Genomic DNA, 20365 nt, shown 5'->3' on the forward strand with positions numbered 1-20365 from the left:
TCCTACAAGGCTATCAAATAGGAGTACCCGATAAAAGTCAACCCATTTTTAGCGATGGAATTTCAACAGTATTGGCTGTTTTCGATCTTAAATCATTTACACAAACCCATGGGCAACGTATAATGTATTTTTATCTTTTGTTGTCAGTATTTTCAGGAGTAAGGTTTATGAAGGGCTTTAAATTTTCCGGTATTCATGCCGGGATCAAAAAAAATGATCAAAAAGATATGGGGCTCATATATTGTGAAAAACCGGCTGTTGCCGCAGCCCTGTTTACACGCAATAAAGTGGCGGCCGCACCGGTTATACTTGGAAAAGAAAAAATAAAAGCCGGCTTATGCCAGGCGGTTCTTGTCAACAGCGGCAATGCCAACTGCTTTACAGGGAAAAAGGGTATTGAAGATGCCATGGCCTGTTCTCAAATGGTTGGCAATTCTTTTGGGATTTCCGAGGACCTTGTTTTGGTGGCCTCCACAGGTGTGATTGGCGCAAACCTTCCCATGGATAAATTTAAAACTGGGATTCCAGCAACGGTTTTACATCTTTCTGAAAACCATTTGGAGGATTTTGCCACTGCCATTCTTACAACAGATACACATATTAAAGTGATAACCGAACATGGGGTGATGGGTAATAAAAAATTTTCAATTATGGGTATTGCAAAAGGGTCCGGCATGATTCGTCCGGATATGGCAACCATGCTGGCATTTGTTTGTACGGACATTAACATCTCTGCCCAGGATTTGAAAACAGCGTTAACCGCTGCCAATGAAAAATCCTTTAACCGGATTACCGTTGATGGCGATACCAGTACCAATGACACCCTTTTAGCAATGGCAAACGGTGCTTCAGGCCTGGAAATTGCCGCTGAAGAATCTAAAGAAAAGTTTCAAACCGTGCTGGATAAAGTTTGCTTTGATCTTGCCAAAATGATTGTCAAAGACGGGGAGGGCGCCACCAAGCTGGTGCAGATAATTGTAAAGGGGGCCCAAACAAAACAGGATGCATTCAAGGCGGCTGAAGCCATTGCCCATTCCAATCTGGTGAAGACCGCTCTTTATGGTGAAGACCCCAATTGGGGAAGGATTACTGCTGCCGCCGGGCGATCCGGTGCCCATGTGGTTCCGGAACGAATGGATCTTTTTTTTGAGGATCAGCCCCTGGTTTTAAACGGCAGGTGGCAGGGAGCCCAAGCAGAACAAAAGACCGCCCAAATCATGAAAAGAAGTGAGATTATCATTACCCTGGATTTGAATCTTGGCCAAGAGGCCGATGGGTTCCTTTTTTGCGATTTCAGTGAGGCGTATGTGAAAATTAATGCCGATTACAGGTCTTGACCATGCGCCTTCAAAAATACCTGGCCCATGCCGGGCTTTGTTCCAGAAGGAAGGCAGAAACCTATATATTGGCGGGGCGTGTCACCATAAATCAGACAGTGGTCACGGAACTGGGTACAAAAATAAATCCTGAAACCGACCGGGTATGGTTTGATAATAAACCGGTGATATTAAAACGAGAATCGCCCAAACTATATATTGCCGTTAACAAACCCAAAGGGGTTGTCACTTCCTGTTCCCAGCAAAAAGAAACCATTATTCTTGAACTGATCGATATGGATGAGCGGGTCTATCCTGTGGGTCGCCTGGATAAAGAGTCCCAGGGACTGGTACTGCTGACCAATGACGGAGACCTGCATAATAAATTGTCCCATCCATCGTTTAATCATGAAAAAGAGTATGTGGTCACAACGGTTCACCCCATATCTGACGTTTCGTTAACCCATATGGCCCATGGAATGGTGATTGAAAAGGTTAGGACCCGGCGGGCCAGGGTTCACCGGCTTTCAAAAAACAAGTTCCGGATTATTTTAAAACAGGGACGAAACCGCCAGATTAGAAAAATGGTGGCCAAAACCGGGAACAAGGTTGATATGTTAAAACGAATCCGGATGGCAAATATCAACCTTGGAGATTTAAAAGAAGGCGAATGGCGCTATCTGACCCTCAAAGAGATCAAACAACTAACCCAGTGAGTGAATCCCGACAGCGGTTCTTATTTTATCAAGAAAGGGGACGGAAAATTCCCTGGCTTTCATGGCTCCCTTCTGGAGGATGCCATCAATATCAGATGGATTTTTCATCAGTTCTTCATACTGTTTTCTAGGTTCTTCCAGGATGTCATTAATATATTCAAAAAGTTCCTGTTTCATGGTTCCCCAGGCAATTCCCCGGCGGTATCGTTCGGCCATTTCCCGGGTCTCGGATTCAGAGGCAAACGCCTTGTATATGGAAAACAGGGTACAGGTGTTCGGATCCTTTGGCTCATCCGGTCCCAGGGAATTGGTTTGGATTTTCATGATCAGTTTTCTGAGCCGTTTCTGGGTATCAAACAGCGGAATATAATTGTTATAGCTTTTACTCATTTTGCGGCCGTCAAGACCTGAGAGAACCGCAGTTGTTTCATCCACAACCACTTGAGGAAGCACAAACAACTTTTGATAGAGATGATTAAATCGGGCAGCAATATCTCTGGTCATTTCAAGGTGCTGGACCTGATCTTTTCCAACGGGTACTTTTGCTGCATTAAACATCAGGATATCTGCAGCCATGAGAATCGGATATGAAAAAAGTCCCATGGTGATCCCCTTATCCGGGTCTTTATCACCTTGTTTTTCGTTTTCTGCAACCGAAGCCTTATATGCATGGGCCCTGTTCATTAATCCCTTGGCGGTCATACAGGTGAGAATCCAGGTCAATTCCGGTATTTCAGGAATGTCGGATTGGCGGTAGAACACGCAATTATCATAATCCAGCCCTAAAGCGATCCATGCTGCTGAAATTTCCAGTGCAGATTGTTTTCTTAAGCCGGGGTCATGATTCTTGATTAAAGAATGATAATCCGCAAGAAAATAGTAGGATACAAGGTCTTTGTTTTTGCTGGTTTCCACTGCCGGTCGGATGGCACCGACATAGTTCCCAAGATGGGGGGTGCCACTGGTTGTAATTCCAGTTAAAAAATCTGCATTTTTCATGTTCAACAATTCCTGAAATAAATTATATTATATTGAATATAGGGGAGTAACAAAAAGTCATGATTTAATCAATCAGTTTGTTTTTCTTAGCCATGGCTGTGGCAAACTGAATTTCTTCTTTTTTTGTTTTTAATTGTCCGTCCAGTTTGGCATCTAATACCTGGTTAAGAATGGTCGTAAAAACAGGACCGGGTTTTATACCGATCTTTAATAAATCTTTTCCCGTTATAGATGCTTTTATGTTTCTTTGATGCGTATAAAAATTTGAGATGTCTTTCCTGATATCTTCTGTTTTGGCCAGCGCCATCATATACAAAATGTATTCTGTCTTAAAATGAATGAGCGCCCAGTAAAGATCCTGTTTCGTGTATGCGGGCGAGTTTTCAATCACAGTGAGTTTTTTTTCAGCCTTATATCTATTTTCCAGAAGAATGCTGCGCTCTTTTAACGGTACGTTGAGCCGGATACAGATTTGTTCACAGACCTTATATGAACACCGGTTCAAAAGTGCCATAAAATAAACCGCCCACCTTGGATAGGGTTCATCCATATACAGCAGATCATGCCAGGCGAGTATTTTATTGACCGACTCGAGCAGTTGATATGTGTTGGGGATAATGATCAGGTCTTTATGAATCATTTTTTCAAGACCATAGGTTTGCATTGTTCGAATGGCGGGGATTGGGTTTTCTTCTTTGAAAATCTGCTTTAGTTCGGACAAGACCCGAAGACCGCTTAAATTTTTAAAGCAGTCAATGGTAATGGCATTTTGAATTAAATTGGAGGTGACTTTCCCAATCTTGAACCCAAACCGGTTTGAAAATTTAATGGCCCTGAAAATACGTGTGGGGTCTTCAACAAAACTCAGATTATGTATGATCCTGATGGTCTTATCTTTCAGGTCTCTGTTGGCGCCAAAATAGTCTATCATCATTCCAAAATTATCCGGATTCAGACTGATGGCCAGGGTATTGATGGTAAAATCCCTTCGAGCAAGATCCAGTTTGATGGAGCTTTTTTCAACAATGGGCAGTGCTGCCGGCGTTTTGTAATATTCTAATCTGGCAGATGCCACGTCAATTTTAAAATTATCCGGATATATAATGACAGCAGTGCCGAATTTTTTGTAGGTATTGATTCGGCACCCTTCTTTTTTTGCATAAACTTTAGCAAATTCAATGCCATCGCCTTCCACCACAATATCGATATCCTCAATCGGTCTGCTCAGCAACAGGTCCCGGACAAATCCACCGACAACAAACATATTAAACCCCAGTTCATTGCCTGTTTTGCCGATGTTTTGAAGCAGGTGTTTTATCCGGTTATCCAGTCGCTGGTAAAGGATGTTTTCAATTTGTCTTTTTTTTGCATTCCGCTTGATCCCCAGTTCGGTTTCATTGCTTTTGAGCGCTTTGTTATGGGCAACCAGATAATTTAACAGGTCCGTGCGGGTTATGACGCCTTTAATCCATCCATCATCAATAACCGGCAGAATTCTGTGCTTGCCTTCAACAATAATATTTTCAATCTGGGCGACATCAGCGTCGGAAGAAATAGAACTGACCTCGGAATTCATGTATTCTTTCACCGGCAGATGGGCTAGTTTGTGGTATAATATTTTTTCGATGATTTGTCGGGTGATATACCCTTTATACGTGTTTTCTTTTTTATCCACCACCAGCAGGGTGTTGATATTATATCGTGTCATCAGATTTCCGGCTGTTTTACAGGTAACCAGCGGCTCAATGGTGATGGCAGGGGAGGTCATCAGGTTTTTTGCAATTTGAATGCTTTTGACCTCTTTTTGAAGCCGTTCTAAAAGCCTCATTTCAACTTGTGCCAGGGTTTGATTATCCACTTTTGCCGAAGCCGCATAAGAATGGCCGCCACCGCCAAATCCTGAAAGTATCTTGCCGACATCAACTTCCGGAATTCTATTCCTTGCAATAATATTGACTTTATTGCCCATCAAAACAATGGCGAAAAAAATGTCAAGGTTCTCCATTCTCACAACTTTTTGTACCAGTGTCGCCAGATCCGTGATGTAAGTAGGAGAGGAAATAACAGAGATGTGGATATCAACGCCATTTATTTTATGGTGGGTCATTTCATTTAACAATTCATTTAACCACGTGACCTGTTCAGATTTGATTTCCTTGACCACAAAACTGACAATGGTACTGAGACTGGCACCACAGGACAAGAGAAAGGCCGCTTGTTCAAGGTCTTCACGGGTGGTTGAATCGTAAGTAAACAACCCCGTGTCCTCATATATCCCCAAGGCCATAATCGTTGCTTCTTCAGGGTTGGGCAACAGGTTCTTCTCCTGTAACAAGGTGCTTAAAATAGTGGTGGTTGCACCGGTTTGCCGGGTAATTTCAACCGCGCCGGTTAAATCGCCCTTCATGGCAGGATGATGGTCATAAATGTCTATGATAATATCTGTTCGACTGAGCAACTCGGAGACCTGGGTCAATCTGCTCTTTTGCCGTGTGTCAACAATCACCAGCCGTGATGTTTGAGAAAAGTCGATGGAACCCGGGTCTGCCATGTTAAACAGGTAACTTGTGGAACGGATAAAAAAGTCCCGTAAATTCTTTTCCTGGGAGCCTGGAAAGATAATAACCGAATCCGGATATAATTTTTGAGCGGCCAGCATTGAGCCGATGGCATCAAAATCTGCATTGATATGGCTGGTAATAATCGTCTCGGCTGTAATCGTTTTCTTTTTCTTACTCAAAAAATAACTCCTGTTGTAATCGATTGATAAAATTTATATAGTCTATTTGTTTGGATTTTACAAATGATCTGACTTTGGTAAGTTTAAATTTTATCAAGGTCATCCTGGTTTGAAAACTGTTGAAAAGGATTGAAAATGCCCACGATTTATGAATGGAAGGGAAAAAATCCCAAAGGAAGAAAAGTTAAGGGAGAAATGGAGGCAGAGACGAATGAACAGGTAAAACAAAATCTGAAAAGACGGAAAATTACACCTGTCAGAGTCAAAAAAAAACCCAAAGATCTTTTTGAGAACATAAAATTTCTTCAGCCGAAAGTCAAAGAAAGTGATGTTATTATATTTGCCAGACAATTTTCCACAATGATTGATGCCGGTTTACCGCTTCTTCAATGCCTTGATATCCTTCAGTCCCAGCAGGAGAATCCAACATTTAAAAAAAATTTGAAAAAAATTAAAGAATCTGTTGAATCTGGAGAAACTTTTGCGGATGCACTGAAAAAATTTCCAAAGGTGTTTAACGAACTATTCATCAATATGGTAGCCGCCGGAGAGTCCGGTGGAATTCTGGATGTTATCTTGAACCGGTTGTCGGCTTATATGGAAAAAATGGCCAAATTGAAGCGACAGGTCAAGGGTGCCATGACCTATCCGATTATTACCCTTAGTGTTGCGGTCATTGTTGTTGCCATTATCCTGGTTTTTGTCATCCCTGTTTTTTCAGAAATGTTTGCCGACTTTGGGGCCACATTACCCGGACCGACGTTATTGGTCATGAAGCTCAGCGAACTTGCCATTAGTAATATCGGGTATATCATTGGAGGGATATTCGCCTTTTCGTTTATTATCAAACGGTTCTATGCCACCGCAAAAGGTCGCGTTCTGATGGACGACATGTTTTTAAGACTACCGGTTATCGGTCTTTTGATCAGAAAAGTCGCTGTGGCCAAATTTACACGGACAACCAGTACAATGCTGTCAAGTGGGGTATCCATTCTTGAGGTCCTTGATATTGTGGCAAAAACATCTGGAAATAAGATTATTGAGTTTGCCATCTACGATGTCAAAACCGGTATTGCCGAAGGACGATCAATGGCGGATCCATTGCTTGAGAGCGGTGTTTTCCCTTCCATGGTCTGTTCAATGATAGCGGTGGGTGAATCAACAGGTGCTTTGGATAATATGATGGAAAAAATAGCCGATTTTTATGATGATGAAGTGGACCAGGCAGTTAAAAATTTGACAGATATGATAGAGCCCTTTATGCTTGTTTTTCTTGGGGTGGTTGTCGGCGGGTTGGTTATTTCCATGTATTTGCCGATTTTCAGCATGGCCGGTGCCATCTCCTAGCCCCATGAAAGCGACTCATTCTCGAGAAAAAGACGATTCCTTTGTTCAAATCAAATGGATTATTCTGTCACGGATTGTTTTTGCCATTATTTTGATTGTATCCTGCCTTGTTTTTTCATCAGGGGAAAATTTATCCTTTTTCTTACAACCATTTTTGTCCTTGTATAATATTGCAGCGGGTATTTTAATACTTTCAATCCTCTATCTTGTCTGGTTGAATAAATTTAAAAAGCATCTGATGCTGGCATATTTCCAGACGATTGCCGATACCTTTATTGTCACGGCCATTATTTTTGTTACCGGCAGTTACGACAGTATTTTTACCTTTCTTTATCTGGTGGTCATTATTTATACGTCCATGGTGTTACTTCACAAAGGCAGCTTAATGATTGCCACGATTTCATGCCTCCAATATGGTATTTTGATTGAACTGGAATACTATAAAGTCATTACGCCCTTTTTTGGTCAGGTATATTTTTCCAGTGCAATAAATGAAAGTCACATTATTTACCGAATTATTATTTTCATCCTGGCTTGTTTTGCCGTGGCCATTTTAAGTGGTCTGCTGGCACTTCAGTTAAAGGGTGCCAAGCAGGATTTGAAAATGGTCCAGGAACACTTGAAACGGGTTGAAAAAATGGCCGCCATGGATGAAATGATTTCCGGCATTGCCCATGAGATAAAAAATCCATTAGCGTCTTTATCAGGGTCTATTCAATTGCTTCAGGATGATACCCGTCCCGGCTCTTATGAAGACAAGCTGATGCAGATTATTTTACGGGAAACCGACCGTCTCAAAACCATTGTTAATGATATCCATTTGTTTGCAAAACCCCGCACAGATAATGCGCGTGAAATAAAAATAGCCACTGTAATTGAGGAGACGGTGTCGCTTTTTTTAAATGACCCTGAACAGAATAAAAAAATTGACCTTAATATGAATTTAGATCAAGACGGTTATGTGTTTATGGATCCATCCCATTTGAGTCAAATTTTATGGAATTTATTAAAAAATGCAGCCCAGGCCATAAACGGGTATGGCCAGATCAACATTCAGCTCAAATCATCCAGAAATAACCGGGTGTATTTAATCATTGAAGATACCGGTATTGGAATCGGTCAGAAAGATGCCAGCCATGTTTTTGATCCTTTTTTTACGACCAAACCCGCTGGAACCGGTTTGGGCCTCTCTATTATTCACCGGTTGATTGATACCTATAACGGGGTGATTGATTTTGAATCAACGCCTGGAAAGGGTACGGTGTTTAATGTCTTTTTTAATGGTGCGTCCTCAGGAGGCAAATAACAAAATCTTGACAATTTTATGCAAACTAGGCTATTTATTCTTTCTTTATCAAAACGCAAATTAAACGACCTGCAAACAGCAGTAAACATATGAAAGTAATTATTTATGGATAAACAAAGCAAGCTGATACAACTTCGAAAAGAAAAAATAAATGATTTGAAAGAAGGTGGAGTTAACCTGTATCCAAATGATTTCAAACCTTCCTGTTCCGTTAAATCACTGAAAGAAATTATTGAAACGTCCCCTGATACATTAGGTGAAACAGGGGATCAATTTTATATGGCAGGAAGAATGATGGCCATCAATAAGATGGGGAAATCATCTTTTGTCCGGTTCAAAGACGGTTCTGAGCAACTGCAGGTTTATTTGCAGAAAGACAGGGTGGGGGATACGTCCTATTCTCTGTTTAAAAAACTTGATATCGGAGATTTTATTGGTGTTAAGGGCCCTTTATTTCAAACAAAAACCGGTGAGTGGACACTTCTGGCAAATGAGTTCAGGTTGTTATCCAAGGCGGTAAGACCGCTTCCGGAAAAATTTCACGGGATAAAAGATCCTGAAAAAAGATACCGGCAGCGGTATCTTGATCTTGTAATGAACGAAGATACCCGACAAATTTTTATAAAAAGAAGCAAGATTGTCGCTGCCATGCGACAATTTTTTGAAGAAAAGGGATTCATGGAAGTTGAAACCCCCATGATGCAGCCGGTGGCGGGTGGCGCTGAAGCAACGCCATTTAAAACCTGGCATAATGCCCTGGGAATGGAGCTGTTTTTGAGGATCGCTCCGGAATTATACCTGAAAAGACTGGTTGTCGGCGGGTTCGAACGTGTATTTGAAATTAACCGGAATTTCAGAAACGAGGGGGTTTCAACGCGACATAACCCTGAATTCACCATGGTTGAGTTTTATCAGGCATATGCGGATTATGAAATGTTAATGGATTTAACCGAAGAAATGTTTGAATCCATTGCAAAACAGGTATCAGGATCAACAACCATAGACTACCAGGGACAGGCCATTGATTTTAAACGCGGATGGCAGCGCATCTCAATGATTGAATCCCTTACCACCATCGGTGGAATTGATCCTGGAATGATAGACAATACTGACGCTCTGCTGAATTTTGCCATGGAAAACAAGATACAAATTACAAAAAAAGACCGTCATGGCAAAATTTTAACCAAATTGTTTGATGTTCTGGTTGAACCCAAGTTAATCCAGCCCACCTTTATCACGGGCTATCCTGTGGAAGTTTCTCCCTTGTCCAGAAAAAGCGATAACAATCCGGAATTGACAGATCGGTTTGAATTGTTTATTGCCGGCAGGGAAATTGCCAATGGATTTTCTGAAATCAATGATCCTGAAGATCAGCATAATCGGTTTTTAATGCAGGTCAGACAACGGGATGAAGGGAATTCAGAAGCCCATATCATGGATTCGGAATATGTGGAGGCGCTTGAGTATGGTATGCCGCCCACGGCAGGAGAAGGTATCGGTATTGACAGGCTTGTGATGCTGCTGACCAATTCTGCCTCCATTCGGGAAGTCATCCTTTTTCCCCATATGAAAAAAAATGTCTGATAAATGACCTTTGAATCATTTATAGCCGTTAAATACCTTAAGGCAAAAAGAAAAGAAGGGTTTATTTCCCTGATCACGTTTCTTTCCGTGGCCGGCGTCACGGTGGGCGTCATGGCCCTGGTTATTGTTATTGCAGTGATGAGCGGCGCTGAAACGGATTTTCGAAAACGGATTTTAGGGCTTGAACCCCATATTCTTGTGATGAATTACGCCGGTAAATTTGATACCTATTCCTCGATTTTAGAAAAACTTAAACAAAAAAAACTCATCAAGGGTGCTGCACCGATTTTATTTGCCCAGGCAATGATCCGGTCAAACCATTCGTTTTCCGGTGTGATGGTTCGAGGAATTGATCCTGAAAAGGGATTTAGCCTTATTAAAGGGTTGGGTCCTGAACAATTGAACGAACGATTGGGTAAAGAACAGAAAAAAGGAGGCCTGCCTGGTATTATTTTAGGTCAGGAACTCGCCAACCTGGTGGGCGTGATAAAAGGTGACAAGGTGATTCTTATGTCCGCGAATGGATTTGTTTCTCCCATCGGCCATATTCCCTCAATGAAACGGTTTGTTGTCACGGACACATTTGATTCAGGCATGTACGAATATGACAGCGCTTTGGCCTATGTCCATTTAAAAGAAGCGCAACAGCTTTCCGGTGTTAAAAACAAAATTTCAGCTATCGGTATCTGGATTGACGATGTGTTTAATGTCAAGTCGGTTAAAGACAGTCTGGCAGATACCCTGGGTTACCCTTTTTTTCTGCGGGACTGGATGGAAATCAATAAAAGTCTTTTTTCAGCTTTAAAACTTGAAAAAACGGCCATGTTTATTATTTTAACGCTGATCATACTGGTTGCCGCGTTTAATATTGCCAGTGCCCTGATTATGATGGTGATGGAAAAAACCAAGGATATTGCCGTGTTAAAAGCCATGGGGGCAACGAACAAGACCATCAGAAGAATATTTATGCTTCAAGGGATGATCATTGGTTTTCTGGGGACATGTATTGGTACGATTTCAGGTGTTGCCAGTTGTTTTGTCCTGAAAAGATATGACTTTATCCAATTACCGGATGCATATCCATTTTCTACCCTTCCTGTTCAACTTGAATATCTTGATGTTTTGGTTATTGCGGGGAGTGCTATTGTTATTTGTTTTTTTTCGACCCTGTACCCCGCTTATAAAGCATCAAAAATGGATCCGGTTGAGGCATTAAGATATGGATAGTTCAGTAACACCATTGATGTCACTTCAATCTGTTTCAAAAAGTTTTTATTCAAAAACAGCAAAAATTGAAATCTTGAACACGGCATCCTTTAATCTTTATAAAGGAGAGACCATCGCTATTATCGGTTCATCCGGCATTGGTAAATCTACTTTATTAAACATTATCGGTACACTGGATAAACCGGATACCGGCAAAATTTTTTTTCAGGACAAGGACTTGCTCGTATCCGGAGATGAAAAAATTGCCAGTTTTAGAAATACAAAAATTGGCTTTGTGTTTCAATTCCATTATTTGCTTCAAGGGTTTTCAGCATTGGAAAACGTGATGATGCCAGGGTTAATTGCCCATGAAAATAAAAAAACTATTGAAAACAGTGCGTTAAATATGCTTGAAAGAGTAGGGCTTTCATTAAGGATTTCCCATCGGGTTGAGGACCTTTCCGGCGGTGAACAGCAACGGGTGGCCCTGGCAAGGGCTTTGGTGATGAAACCGGAAATATTGTTGGCGGATGAACCCACTGGAAACCTTGATCAGAAAAACAGCAACAGTGTTCATGCACTAATTGATGAGTTGAACAAAGAAATCGGTATGACCGTTATTGTGGTAACCCATAATAATGAATTCGCCCGGATGATGAAAAGAACTGTTACCATACTGGATGGAAAAATAATTCCTGTTTAATGAGATAAAAGAGTTAGGGATAAAATCATGAATACCTCTATTTTAAGAAAGGCGGCCATCGTTACTATTTTCTTTTGTTTATGGGTCTGTGGTGATTTGTTTGCTGAAACAGATATTAAAGTAGCGATCCTTCCTTTTTCCCTTGATGCCAAACACCCCAATGAGGGACTTAAAACCAAGATTCCGTTAATGATTTCTGAAAAGCTTGAGCAGGAAGGCGCCATGGTGATATTTTCAGAAACCAAACAAGATATGCATCAGTGGGATTTTCAGCAGTTCAGAACGTATGGGATTGAACTGGGGGTTGACTATATTTTGACCGGCTCTGTATTTATGGCCGGGGAAAGTATCAGTATTGACGCACGGCTGATTAATATCTATGAACGTGACGGTTCTCTTCCCCTGTATGCGGGGGCAGAGAACCTTGAACATCTGCTTGGTGCAATTTCTCAACTCAGCAAAGAAATCACTGGAGAACTCTATCACAAAAAAATCATAACGGATCTTACCGTTACCGGAAATAAACGGGTTGAAACCGATGCCATCTTGAGAATTATTGATACCCAGGTCGGTGATATCATTAAACTGGATAACATATCTACAGATCTTAGAAAGATTTATGAGATGGGCTACTTTGATGATGTCCTTGTTAAAAAAGAATCCCTTGATACTGGCGTTAAAGTGATTTTTGAAATCACTGAAAAACCCACGGTCCGAAAACTCAAATTTAATAAAAATTCGATTTATGAAGACCAGGAACTTGCAGATAGTGTCAGCACAAAAACCGGTTCAATTTTAAATATTCACAAACTCAATTCTGATGTCAGTCGGATGCGGTTAATGTATACTGAAAAAAACTATCATAATTGTTCGATCACCTATGAGATCCTTCCCCTTGAATATTCCCAGGCAGATATAGCGTTTACTATTCATGAAGGCGCAAAAATAAAGGTTGAAAAAATTAGTTTTGAAGGCAATACATACTTTCCCGATAAAAAAATCAAAAAAGCCATGCAAACATCTGAAAAAGGCTTTTTCTCTTTTTTTACAACCTCGGGGGACCTTAATGAAACCGAGGTTAAAAACGATGTCATCAGAATTGAATCTTTATATAAAAACAATGGCTTTATTGATGCAAAAGTATCTGATCCGATCATTGATATTGGTGAAAAATTAATTTCCATTCATTTTAAGATTGATGAAGGTGCCCAGTACAAGATTGAAAAAATTGATATTACCGGTGACCTGATCGTGACCAAGGAACAACTTTTAGAAAAAATTGAATCCAAGGAAGACCTGTTGTACAATAGAGAAACCATTCGAAAAGACATCCTGACGATTTCTGATGTTTATTCGAACAAAGGGTTTGCAAATGTCCATATTTCTCCCTTAATTAAAAAAGTCGATCAAGAAAAAATGATGCATATCACCTATTTAATCGACAAAGGCGAGCCTGTTTTTTTTAAACGGGTGAATATCAGCGGCAATTTAAAAACCCGGGATAAAGTCATTAGAAGAGAAATAAAAATCATTGAGCAGGATCTTTACAGTAAGGAAAATATTCAAAAAAGTTTTAAAAATTTAAACCGGTTGGATTATTTTTCTGAAATTGATGTCAGCCCCGTTGAAACCTCGGATAAAAATAAAATGGATTTAGATGTCCGGGTGGTTGAAAAAGAAACGGGTAATTTTTCAATTGGCGGTGGATTCAGCAGTTCTGATGGCGGATTTGTCTCCGGTTCCATCCAGGAAAGAAACCTGTTTGGAAAAGGACAAACCCTGAGGTTTGAGGCCAAACTCTCGGAAGAGAATGTGCTTTACGATATTGGGTTTTTTGAACCCTATATCATGGATACGGCAATTTCCGGTGGGATTCAGCTGTATAAAGAAGAGATCGAATATGACTATTATGATAAAGAAGGACTAGGGGCAACCATAAGAATGGGATACCGGCTTTTCGACTATACGAGTATCGGCATGAGCTACAATATTGAAAATTTTGATATCGATAATGTTCAACCCCAATATACAGCCATTACGCCTGGTTCTTTTCTCACCAGTAGTATCAAACCCTCCATACAATATGATTCCCGAAATGACATTTTTTTGCCAACAGAAGGGGGAAAACATAAATTTTCCATTGAATATGCCGGGGAATTTTTAGGCGGGGACATTGATTATACAAAATATCTTGCTGAAACAGGCATCTTTTTCCCTCTTTTCTGGAAATTTACCGGTGCCTTGCATGCAGAAGCAGGGTATCTGGATGATCGGACCGACGGCACGATTGATATCGATTATATCCGATTTTATCTGGGGGGGATGAATTCCATCAGAGGATTTGATAAATATGATATCGATGGCACCCGGGATGGCGATTCCCAGGAAAGAGGGGGGGAAAAATATGTTCAATTTAATGCGGAAATGACCTTTCCCATTACAGAAAAATACAAACTCGTGGGTGTTTTCTTTTATGATCGGGGTGATGTATATAGAACAAGTGAGGATATAGATCTGGGTGATCAATTTTCCAGTTTGGGAACGGGTGTGAGATGGAACTCTCCGGTCGGGCCGTTGCGGGTTGAATATGGCTGGGTGATTGATGGTAAAAATGTGAAAGAGCGCGGTGATGGTCAATTTGAGTTTTCTGTTGGCGCTTCTTTCTAAAATTTAATTTTTGGAGGGTTTGATGAAAAGAACAATCGTTATGTTAAGTATGATACTATTTTTTTTCGGTAGTGTTCCCGGGGGGTTTTGTGCGGATATTGCAAAAATCGGCGTGATTGATTTTCAGAAAATACTAAAGGACTCAAGCGCAGGGAAAATAACCCAGAAACAAATCAGTGAAAAGGGTGCTGAATTACAAAAAAAATTACAAACTGAAAAAAATCAACTGGATGAATTGCAAAAAGCCTTTGAAAGGGAAGCCCTGGTCCTGAGCCCTGAAAAACAAAAAGAAAAACAACGGGAGTTTCGGATCCGGGTGAATGATTTTAAAAAGATGCAGGATGACTTTGCAAAAGAATTCAAGGGGCTGGAGTTAAGACTGTTAAATTCAATTCAAAAAGAAGTGTTTGCGATTGCCGATGAAATTGGAAAAGAACAAGGCTATTTGTTGATTCTCGAAAAAAAGACCGCTGGTATACTGTATCACCCCAGTCAACTGGATATTACCGATCAATTGATTAAAAAATACAATTTAAAAGTGTCTAAAACCAACTAGGCCGAATGATGAACCTGTCCGTAAATGAGATCGCAGCGCTTACCCGGGCTGAAATCATTGGCGATCCGTTTTTTACCGTTTCAGGGGTGTCCTCTTTTGAGGATGCACAATCAACGGATATAACCTTTGCCTGTGATACAAAATTTCTCACCCGTCTGGAGCAGACAAAAGCCGGTGTGATTTTTGTTCCCCACACCTTTTCCATTGAACAGAGCAGCGGGTATCAAGGGATTTTTTTAAAAACTGAAAACCCCAAGTTTTCGTTTTTTAAACTGGTTTCAAGTGTTTACCCGGCAAAAAAATATCCCTGCCGGATTCATTCCCATGCAACCGTGGGGCAGGATGTAAAAATGGGTCGCCATCCGGTCATCGAATCCGGTGTCTTTATTGGTGATCACGTCACCCTGGGGGATCATGTGCACTTGATGCCCAATGTTTTTATAGGGGATGGCACCTGTATTGGAAGCCATACGACTATAAAACCGAATGTTTCCATAATGGAACGATCTTACATCGGCAGTCATGTGTTGATTCATTCCGGAACCGTCATTGGTTCAGATGGTTTCGGGTTTACCCAGAATTCCGGCAGGCATGAAAAGATTATCCATACCGGGTATGTCCACATCGGGGATTCGGTTGAAATTGGTGCATGCAATACCATTGACAGGGGAACGCTTGGTACGACGGTTATCGGGAACGGTGTCAAGACAGACAATTTGGTCCATATCGCCCATAATGTTAAAATTGGGGACAATACCCTGCTTGTCGCCCAGGTGGGGATTGCCGGCAGCGCCCGGGTCGGCAAAAATGTTATTATTGCCGGTAAAGCCGGTATTTCAGGACATATTACCATTGGTGACGGTTCTATCGTCGGTCCCTATGCCGGGGTTCACAGTGATGTTGGCGAGAATGACATTGTCTCCGGTATCCCCCAGATGGCCCATGGTCGATGGCGCAAAGTTGTCAGCATCATCGCCCGGTTACCGGAAATGAGAAAAAAACTTTTTTCCTTTGAGAAAAGATTAAAAGCGTTAGAAAATAAAAACGAATAGACGGAGCAAAAATGATTCACCCCACAGCCATTGTTGATCCTTTAGCTGAAATTGACAGCAATGTTACAATTGGTCCTTATGCCCTTATCAAATCAGATGTTCGCATTGGGTCCGGAACAACTATCGGCCCTTATACCATTATTGATCAATATGTGACCATTGGAGAAAATTGTCAGATATTTCAATATGCCTCTGTTGGCGGTGCACCCCAGGACCTGAAGTTTCATGGTGAAAAAACCTTTCTGACCATTGGCAGGGGAACCATTATCAGGGAATTTGTGACCATTAACCGCGGCACTGAATTCGGGGGGGGCATTACACAGGTGGGAGAAGAAAATTATTTGATGGCCTATACCCATATCGCCCATGATTGTAAAACCGGAAAACAGGTTATTCTTGCCAACAATTCCACTCTTGCCGGTCATATCATCATTGGGAACAATGTTACGGTGGGGGGGTTGGTTGCCATTCACCAATTCGTTCAAATTGGAGATTTTGCTTATATCGGTGGAAAATCCGCAGTGGTCAAAGATATCCCTCCATATGTGATTGCCGCCGGGGACCGCGCAACGCTTCATGGTCTGAATAATGTAGGGTTGAAGCGACATCAATTTCCCAAATCAACACTTCAACAACTCAAAAAAGCCTATCGAATATTTTTTCGAATCGGATTAACGGTTAAGCAGGCTTCGGAAAGGGTAAAAGCGGAAGTAGAACCGATTCCTGAAGTGAAAAATTTTACGGAATTTATTATGGAGTCAAACAGGGGTGTGACCCGATAAAAAAAATGAAGATTGGACTTATCGCCGGCGGCGGGCAATTCCCAGTTCTTTTTTCAAAAAAAGCCCGGGAAAAAGGGTATACGATTTTTGCTGTTGGGTTTAACGCTGAGACGGATTCGTGTCTTTTAGATCATGTTGAAGAACTTAAATGGCTTTATCTGGGTCAGATTTCCAAATTGATCAAATATTTTAGACACCATCATATTACTGAAGCCGTCATGCTGGGCAGTATCAGGAAAAGTAATATTTTCAAAGATATTCGGCCGGATTTTAAGGCGCTCTCCTTTATCGCACAAACGGTTAGAACCCATGATGATTCTGTTTTAACCGCTTTTGCAGATTTATTGTTTAAAGAAGGGATAAAAATCCTGCCATCCACTTTTCTTCTTCCGGAACTGCTCAGCCCCAAAGGGTGCTGGACGAAAAGAAAGCCGGATAAAGCTGAAGGAAAAGATATTGTTCAGGGATGGAAAATAGCAAAACAAATCGGAAAACTGGATATCGGTCAATGTATTGTTATCAGCAATGGAACCGTTCTTGCGGTGGAAGCCATTGACGGGACAGATGAGACCATTAAAAGAGGGGGCAGGTTGTCTCACCAGAAGGGTGCTGTGGTGATAAAATTGTCCAAGCCATCCCAAGACCTAAGGTTTGATCTGCCGTCATCCGGCTGCCGGACCATTGAGCAAATGCATGAATCCGGGGCCAGGGTACTTGTTCTTGAAGCGGAGAAATCCATTGCATTTGACCGGGAAGACATGATCCGTCTGGCAAATCGATATCATATGACCATTCTTGGGGTGACTGATGATGATATCACCTGAAGGGTACCCAGAATGAATTTCCCTGTAAAGTTGCGACATATCTTGATTCTTACCGGTGAACCGTCCGGTGATTTTCATGCAGGGCATCTTGTCAAAGAAATCAAACAGGTGGATAACCGCATTTATTTTTCAGGGATAGGGGGCATGCATCTTGAGAATCAGCGGGTAGATCTTTTCTATCATATTGCCAAGCTTTCTGCCATGGGGATTACTGAAGTTCTGATGCAGTTTAGACAGATCAAAAATGCCTTTGATTTGTTCAAAGAAAAACTCAAGGAGAACACACCGGATTTGATTATTCTTGTGGATTACCCGGGGTTTAATTTGAAAGCGGCCCAGTTTGCCAAAGATCATTACCAGATACCTGTTTTATATTATATCACACCAAAAGTTTGGGCATGGAAAAAATCCAGGCTGAAAAAGATAAAAAAATATGTCGATCATGCCGCATTAATTTTTCCGTTTGAAGAAAAAATATTCAAACGAGCCGGTATTCCCGCTACTTATGTGGGAAATCCCCTGATGGATGTGTACCCTGAAAACGATTCCCCGACCCTTTTTCACACAGACCCCTTAAGGTTACAAAACAAAGATCACCTGGTTATTGGTCTTCTTCCGGGATCCAGAAAGGCTGAAATCAAAAAATTGTTTGAAATTATGATTCAAGCGGCTCTTTTGGTTCATCAAACCAAACCAAACGTTTTTTTTATTGTTTCTCAAGCGGCGTCAATCCCTAAGGAAAGCCTGATCTCCATTTTAAAAAAATACGACCATACTCAATTATTTCAAATCGATAGTGGACCGGTTAAGGATATCCTTTGTAAATCGGATCTGGTTATGGCAGCTTCCGGAACGGTTACGCTTGAGGCTGGACTTTGTGGTGTTCCCACCCTTATTATTTACAAAATGTCCGCTGTCAGTTATCGGATCGCAAAATTGCTGGTTAAAATAAAATATGCCGGGCTGGCAAATTTAATTGTGAATGCCGAAGTGATGCCGGAATTCCTGCAAAAGGATGCAACGCCTGAAAAAATAAGTCGAAAGACATTATATATGCTGGATCATTTGACGAACTTCCAGGATCAGTTAAAACCCATTAGAAAATTACTGGGGAATAAAGGGGTCTCAAAAAGGTCGGCCAGGATTGCAATAAATCTGCTGAAAACATAACATATCGATATTAAATTTGACAAAGTGGCCTGAATATTATTAGAGTACTTTCATATAAAAAACCCATTAATTATAGTTAAACCATTAAGGATACAATTTCTGTTTTGATAGTTTTTGAATTGACGGTACTGGTGATATGTATTTTTTTATCCAGTTTTTTTTCCTCATCTGAAACCGCTCTTTTTTCCATCAGCAAGATAAAGGCGCTCCATATTGCCAAAGACGGCTCTAAAACCGGGCAGTTGATTCTAAACATGAAACAAGATTCCCAAACGCTTTTAACCACTATCCTGATTGGAAATAACCTCGTCAATATCGGTGCTTCAGCCATTGCCACGTCTATTGCCATCTCATACCTTAAGTCCAATGCCGTCGGTATTGCAACCGGCACAATGACACTGCTCATTCTTATTTTCGGTGAAGTTTTCCCCAAAACCTTTGCCAATCACAATAATATCCTTGTTGCCCGGATTGTGATTTATCCGCTTTTCTGGTTTTCAAAATTATTTTTCCCGTTGGTCTATCTTTTGAATATTATGCCCAAGCTTCACGGGAATGGTGATATGTCTCATGAAACGGTGACGGAGGATGAGCTCATGACCATGGTGGAAGTGGTGGAAGAAGATGGAGAGATAAAAGAAGAAGAGAAAGAATTTATAACCAATATCTTTGAATTTGACGATACCTCGTGCTCGGAAATCATGACACCACGAGGGGATATGTTCGTGATAGATGTCTCCCAGGACATGGATATTGGAGAAATTATCAAAACAGGGTATTCCAGGATTCCGGTGATTGAAGATACCATTGATAATATTATTGGTATTTTGCATGTGAAAGATTTGTTTTCAAGTTTTCAAAAAGCCTGCGAATCAGATTCCGGCGCCCCTCTGGATGTTAAAAAAATCATGAAAAAACCCTATTTTATTCCTGAATCCAAAAAATTAGACTCTCTGTTACAAGATTTTAAGCAGAAAAAAAATCATATCGCTGTTGTCGTGGATGAACACGGGGGGATCTCAGGCATTGTTACCCTTGAAGACGTTATTGAAGAAATTATTGGTGAAATTGTTGATGAAACGGACAGGATGGTACCTGATATTGTCAGGCTTAAAGGGAATCACTGGCTGGTATCAGGAAAGATTGACATTGATGATTTAAATAAAAGAATTGAAATCGAAATTCCTGAATCAAATACATATGATACATTTTCAGGATTTTTTCTCGAACAGATCGGGCGAATTCCAAAGCCGGGGGATTCAATTATGATTGATCACTGGATGGCGACGGTTAAAGATATGGATGGAAACAGAATACAAAGTTTTATCCTGAAAAAAGAATAATCTTGACATATCCATGCCCTGAGTATAAATTTTCAAGACTTAACCTTTTTATTA

General features: G+C 40.9%; 16 protein-coding genes. 14 read left to right on the plus strand and 2 right to left on the minus strand.

Annotated features, from left to right (window positions below):
* The first annotated feature begins 167 nt into the window (after positions 1-167).
* A complete protein-coding gene (gene argJ, locus Q1Q15_RS05235; protein WP_300457390.1) occupies positions 168-1337 on the plus strand; it encodes a bifunctional glutamate N-acetyltransferase/amino-acid acetyltransferase ArgJ in 1170 nt (389 codons plus the stop codon).
* Positions 1338-1339: 2 nt separating this feature from the next.
* Positions 1340-2032, plus strand: coding sequence for a pseudouridine synthase (locus tag Q1Q15_RS05240; protein ID WP_300457393.1), 693 nt, complete (start codon positions 1340-1342; stop codon positions 2030-2032).
* Here the strand turns inward: Q1Q15_RS05240 and trpS are convergent.
* On the minus strand, positions 2021-3031 hold the full coding sequence (trpS, locus tag Q1Q15_RS05245) for a tryptophan--tRNA ligase (protein ID WP_300457395.1): 1011 nt from the start codon (positions 3029-3031) through the stop codon (positions 2021-2023). The genes Q1Q15_RS05240 and trpS overlap by 12 nt on opposite strands.
* Positions 3032-3095: 64 nt before the next feature.
* The gene (locus Q1Q15_RS05250; protein WP_300457397.1) at positions 3096-5771 is read right to left on the minus strand and encodes a CBS domain-containing protein; all 2676 of its coding nucleotides are present in this window, start codon (positions 5769-5771) and stop codon (positions 3096-3098) included.
* 135 nt (positions 5772-5906) lie between these two features.
* Between Q1Q15_RS05250 and Q1Q15_RS05255 the strand changes: the two genes are divergently transcribed.
* The 12 genes from Q1Q15_RS05255 to Q1Q15_RS05310 all read left to right on the plus strand — a co-directional run bounded on the left by Q1Q15_RS05255 (position 5907) and on the right by Q1Q15_RS05310 (position 20311).
* A complete protein-coding gene (locus tag Q1Q15_RS05255) occupies positions 5907-7118 on the plus strand; it encodes a type II secretion system F family protein (RefSeq protein WP_300457399.1) in 1212 nt (403 codons plus the stop codon).
* 4 nt (positions 7119-7122) lie between these two features.
* Positions 7123-8424, plus strand: a complete 1302-nt coding sequence (locus Q1Q15_RS05260; protein WP_300457401.1) for an ATP-binding protein — start codon at positions 7123-7125, stop codon at positions 8422-8424.
* A 105-nt stretch (positions 8425-8529) separates the two neighbouring features.
* A complete protein-coding gene (lysS, locus tag Q1Q15_RS05265; protein ID WP_300457403.1) occupies positions 8530-10008 on the plus strand; it encodes a lysine--tRNA ligase in 1479 nt (492 codons plus the stop codon).
* A gap of 3 nt (positions 10009-10011) precedes the next feature.
* Positions 10012-11235, plus strand: a complete 1224-nt coding sequence (locus Q1Q15_RS05270; protein WP_300457405.1) for a lipoprotein-releasing ABC transporter permease subunit — start codon at positions 10012-10014, stop codon at positions 11233-11235.
* Positions 11228-11917, plus strand: a complete 690-nt coding sequence (locus Q1Q15_RS05275) for an ABC transporter ATP-binding protein (protein ID WP_300457406.1) — start codon at positions 11228-11230, stop codon at positions 11915-11917. The genes Q1Q15_RS05270 and Q1Q15_RS05275 overlap by 8 nt, the downstream gene beginning before the upstream one ends.
* 27 nt (positions 11918-11944) lie before the next feature.
* On the plus strand, positions 11945-14584 hold the full coding sequence (gene bamA, locus Q1Q15_RS05280) for an outer membrane protein assembly factor BamA (protein WP_300457408.1): 2640 nt from the start codon (positions 11945-11947) through the stop codon (positions 14582-14584).
* Between the two features lie 22 nt (positions 14585-14606).
* The gene (locus Q1Q15_RS05285) at positions 14607-15140 is read left to right on the plus strand and encodes an OmpH family outer membrane protein (protein WP_300457410.1); all 534 of its coding nucleotides are present in this window, start codon (positions 14607-14609) and stop codon (positions 15138-15140) included.
* A 5-nt stretch (positions 15141-15145) separates the two neighbouring features.
* On the plus strand, positions 15146-16192 hold the full coding sequence (gene lpxD, locus Q1Q15_RS05290; protein WP_300457412.1) for a UDP-3-O-(3-hydroxymyristoyl)glucosamine N-acyltransferase: 1047 nt from the start codon (positions 15146-15148) through the stop codon (positions 16190-16192).
* Positions 16193-16203: 11 nt separating this feature from the next.
* A complete protein-coding gene (lpxA, locus tag Q1Q15_RS05295) occupies positions 16204-16974 on the plus strand; it encodes an acyl-ACP--UDP-N-acetylglucosamine O-acyltransferase (RefSeq protein ID WP_300457414.1) in 771 nt (256 codons plus the stop codon).
* Between the two features lie 5 nt (positions 16975-16979).
* Complete coding sequence (gene lpxI, locus Q1Q15_RS05300) at positions 16980-17798, plus strand: UDP-2,3-diacylglucosamine diphosphatase LpxI (RefSeq protein WP_300457416.1); 819 nt, start codon at positions 16980-16982, stop codon at positions 17796-17798.
* Positions 17799-17810: 12 nt separating this feature from the next.
* Positions 17811-18968, plus strand: coding sequence for a lipid-A-disaccharide synthase (lpxB, locus tag Q1Q15_RS05305; RefSeq protein ID WP_300457418.1), 1158 nt, complete (start codon positions 17811-17813; stop codon positions 18966-18968).
* Positions 18969-19072: 104 nt separating this feature from the next.
* Positions 19073-20311, plus strand: a complete 1239-nt coding sequence (locus Q1Q15_RS05310) for a hemolysin family protein (RefSeq protein WP_300457419.1) — start codon at positions 19073-19075, stop codon at positions 20309-20311.
* The last annotated feature ends 54 nt before the right edge of the window (positions 20312-20365 follow it).

Source organism: Desulfobacula sp. (assembly GCF_030145145.1).
In the GTDB taxonomy this organism is placed as follows: Bacteria; Desulfobacterota; Desulfobacteria; order Desulfobacterales; family Desulfobacteraceae; genus Desulfobacula.

Excerpts from the sequence above, each read along its gene's own strand:
- argJ (WP_300457390.1), top strand. The coding sequence starts at position 168 with ATGAAGGGCTTTAAATTTTCCGGTATTCATGCCGGGATCAAAAAAAAT.
- trpS (WP_300457395.1), bottom strand. The coding sequence starts at position 3,031 with ATGAAAAATGCAGATTTTTTAACTGGAATTACAACCAGTGGCACCCCC.
- lysS (WP_300457403.1), top strand. The coding sequence starts at position 8,530 with ATGGATAAACAAAGCAAGCTGATACAACTTCGAAAAGAAAAAATAAAT.
- Q1Q15_RS05270 (WP_300457405.1), top strand. The coding sequence starts at position 10,012 with ATGACCTTTGAATCATTTATAGCCGTTAAATACCTTAAGGCAAAAAGA.
- lpxD (WP_300457412.1), top strand. The coding sequence starts at position 15,146 with ATGATGAACCTGTCCGTAAATGAGATCGCAGCGCTTACCCGGGCTGAA.
- lpxB (WP_300457418.1), top strand. The coding sequence starts at position 17,811 with ATGAATTTCCCTGTAAAGTTGCGACATATCTTGATTCTTACCGGTGAA.
- bamA (WP_300457408.1), top strand. The coding sequence starts at position 11,945 with ATGAATACCTCTATTTTAAGAAAGGCGGCCATCGTTACTATTTTCTTT.
- Q1Q15_RS05240 (WP_300457393.1), top strand. The coding sequence starts at position 1,340 with ATGCGCCTTCAAAAATACCTGGCCCATGCCGGGCTTTGTTCCAGAAGG.
- Q1Q15_RS05255 (WP_300457399.1), top strand. The coding sequence starts at position 5,907 with ATGCCCACGATTTATGAATGGAAGGGAAAAAATCCCAAAGGAAGAAAA.
- lpxI (WP_300457416.1), top strand. The coding sequence starts at position 16,980 with ATGAAGATTGGACTTATCGCCGGCGGCGGGCAATTCCCAGTTCTTTTT.
- Q1Q15_RS05285 (WP_300457410.1), top strand. The coding sequence starts at position 14,607 with ATGAAAAGAACAATCGTTATGTTAAGTATGATACTATTTTTTTTCGGT.
- Q1Q15_RS05260 (WP_300457401.1), top strand. The coding sequence starts at position 7,123 with ATGAAAGCGACTCATTCTCGAGAAAAAGACGATTCCTTTGTTCAAATC.
- Q1Q15_RS05275 (WP_300457406.1), top strand. The coding sequence starts at position 11,228 with ATGGATAGTTCAGTAACACCATTGATGTCACTTCAATCTGTTTCAAAA.
- lpxA (WP_300457414.1), top strand. The coding sequence starts at position 16,204 with ATGATTCACCCCACAGCCATTGTTGATCCTTTAGCTGAAATTGACAGC.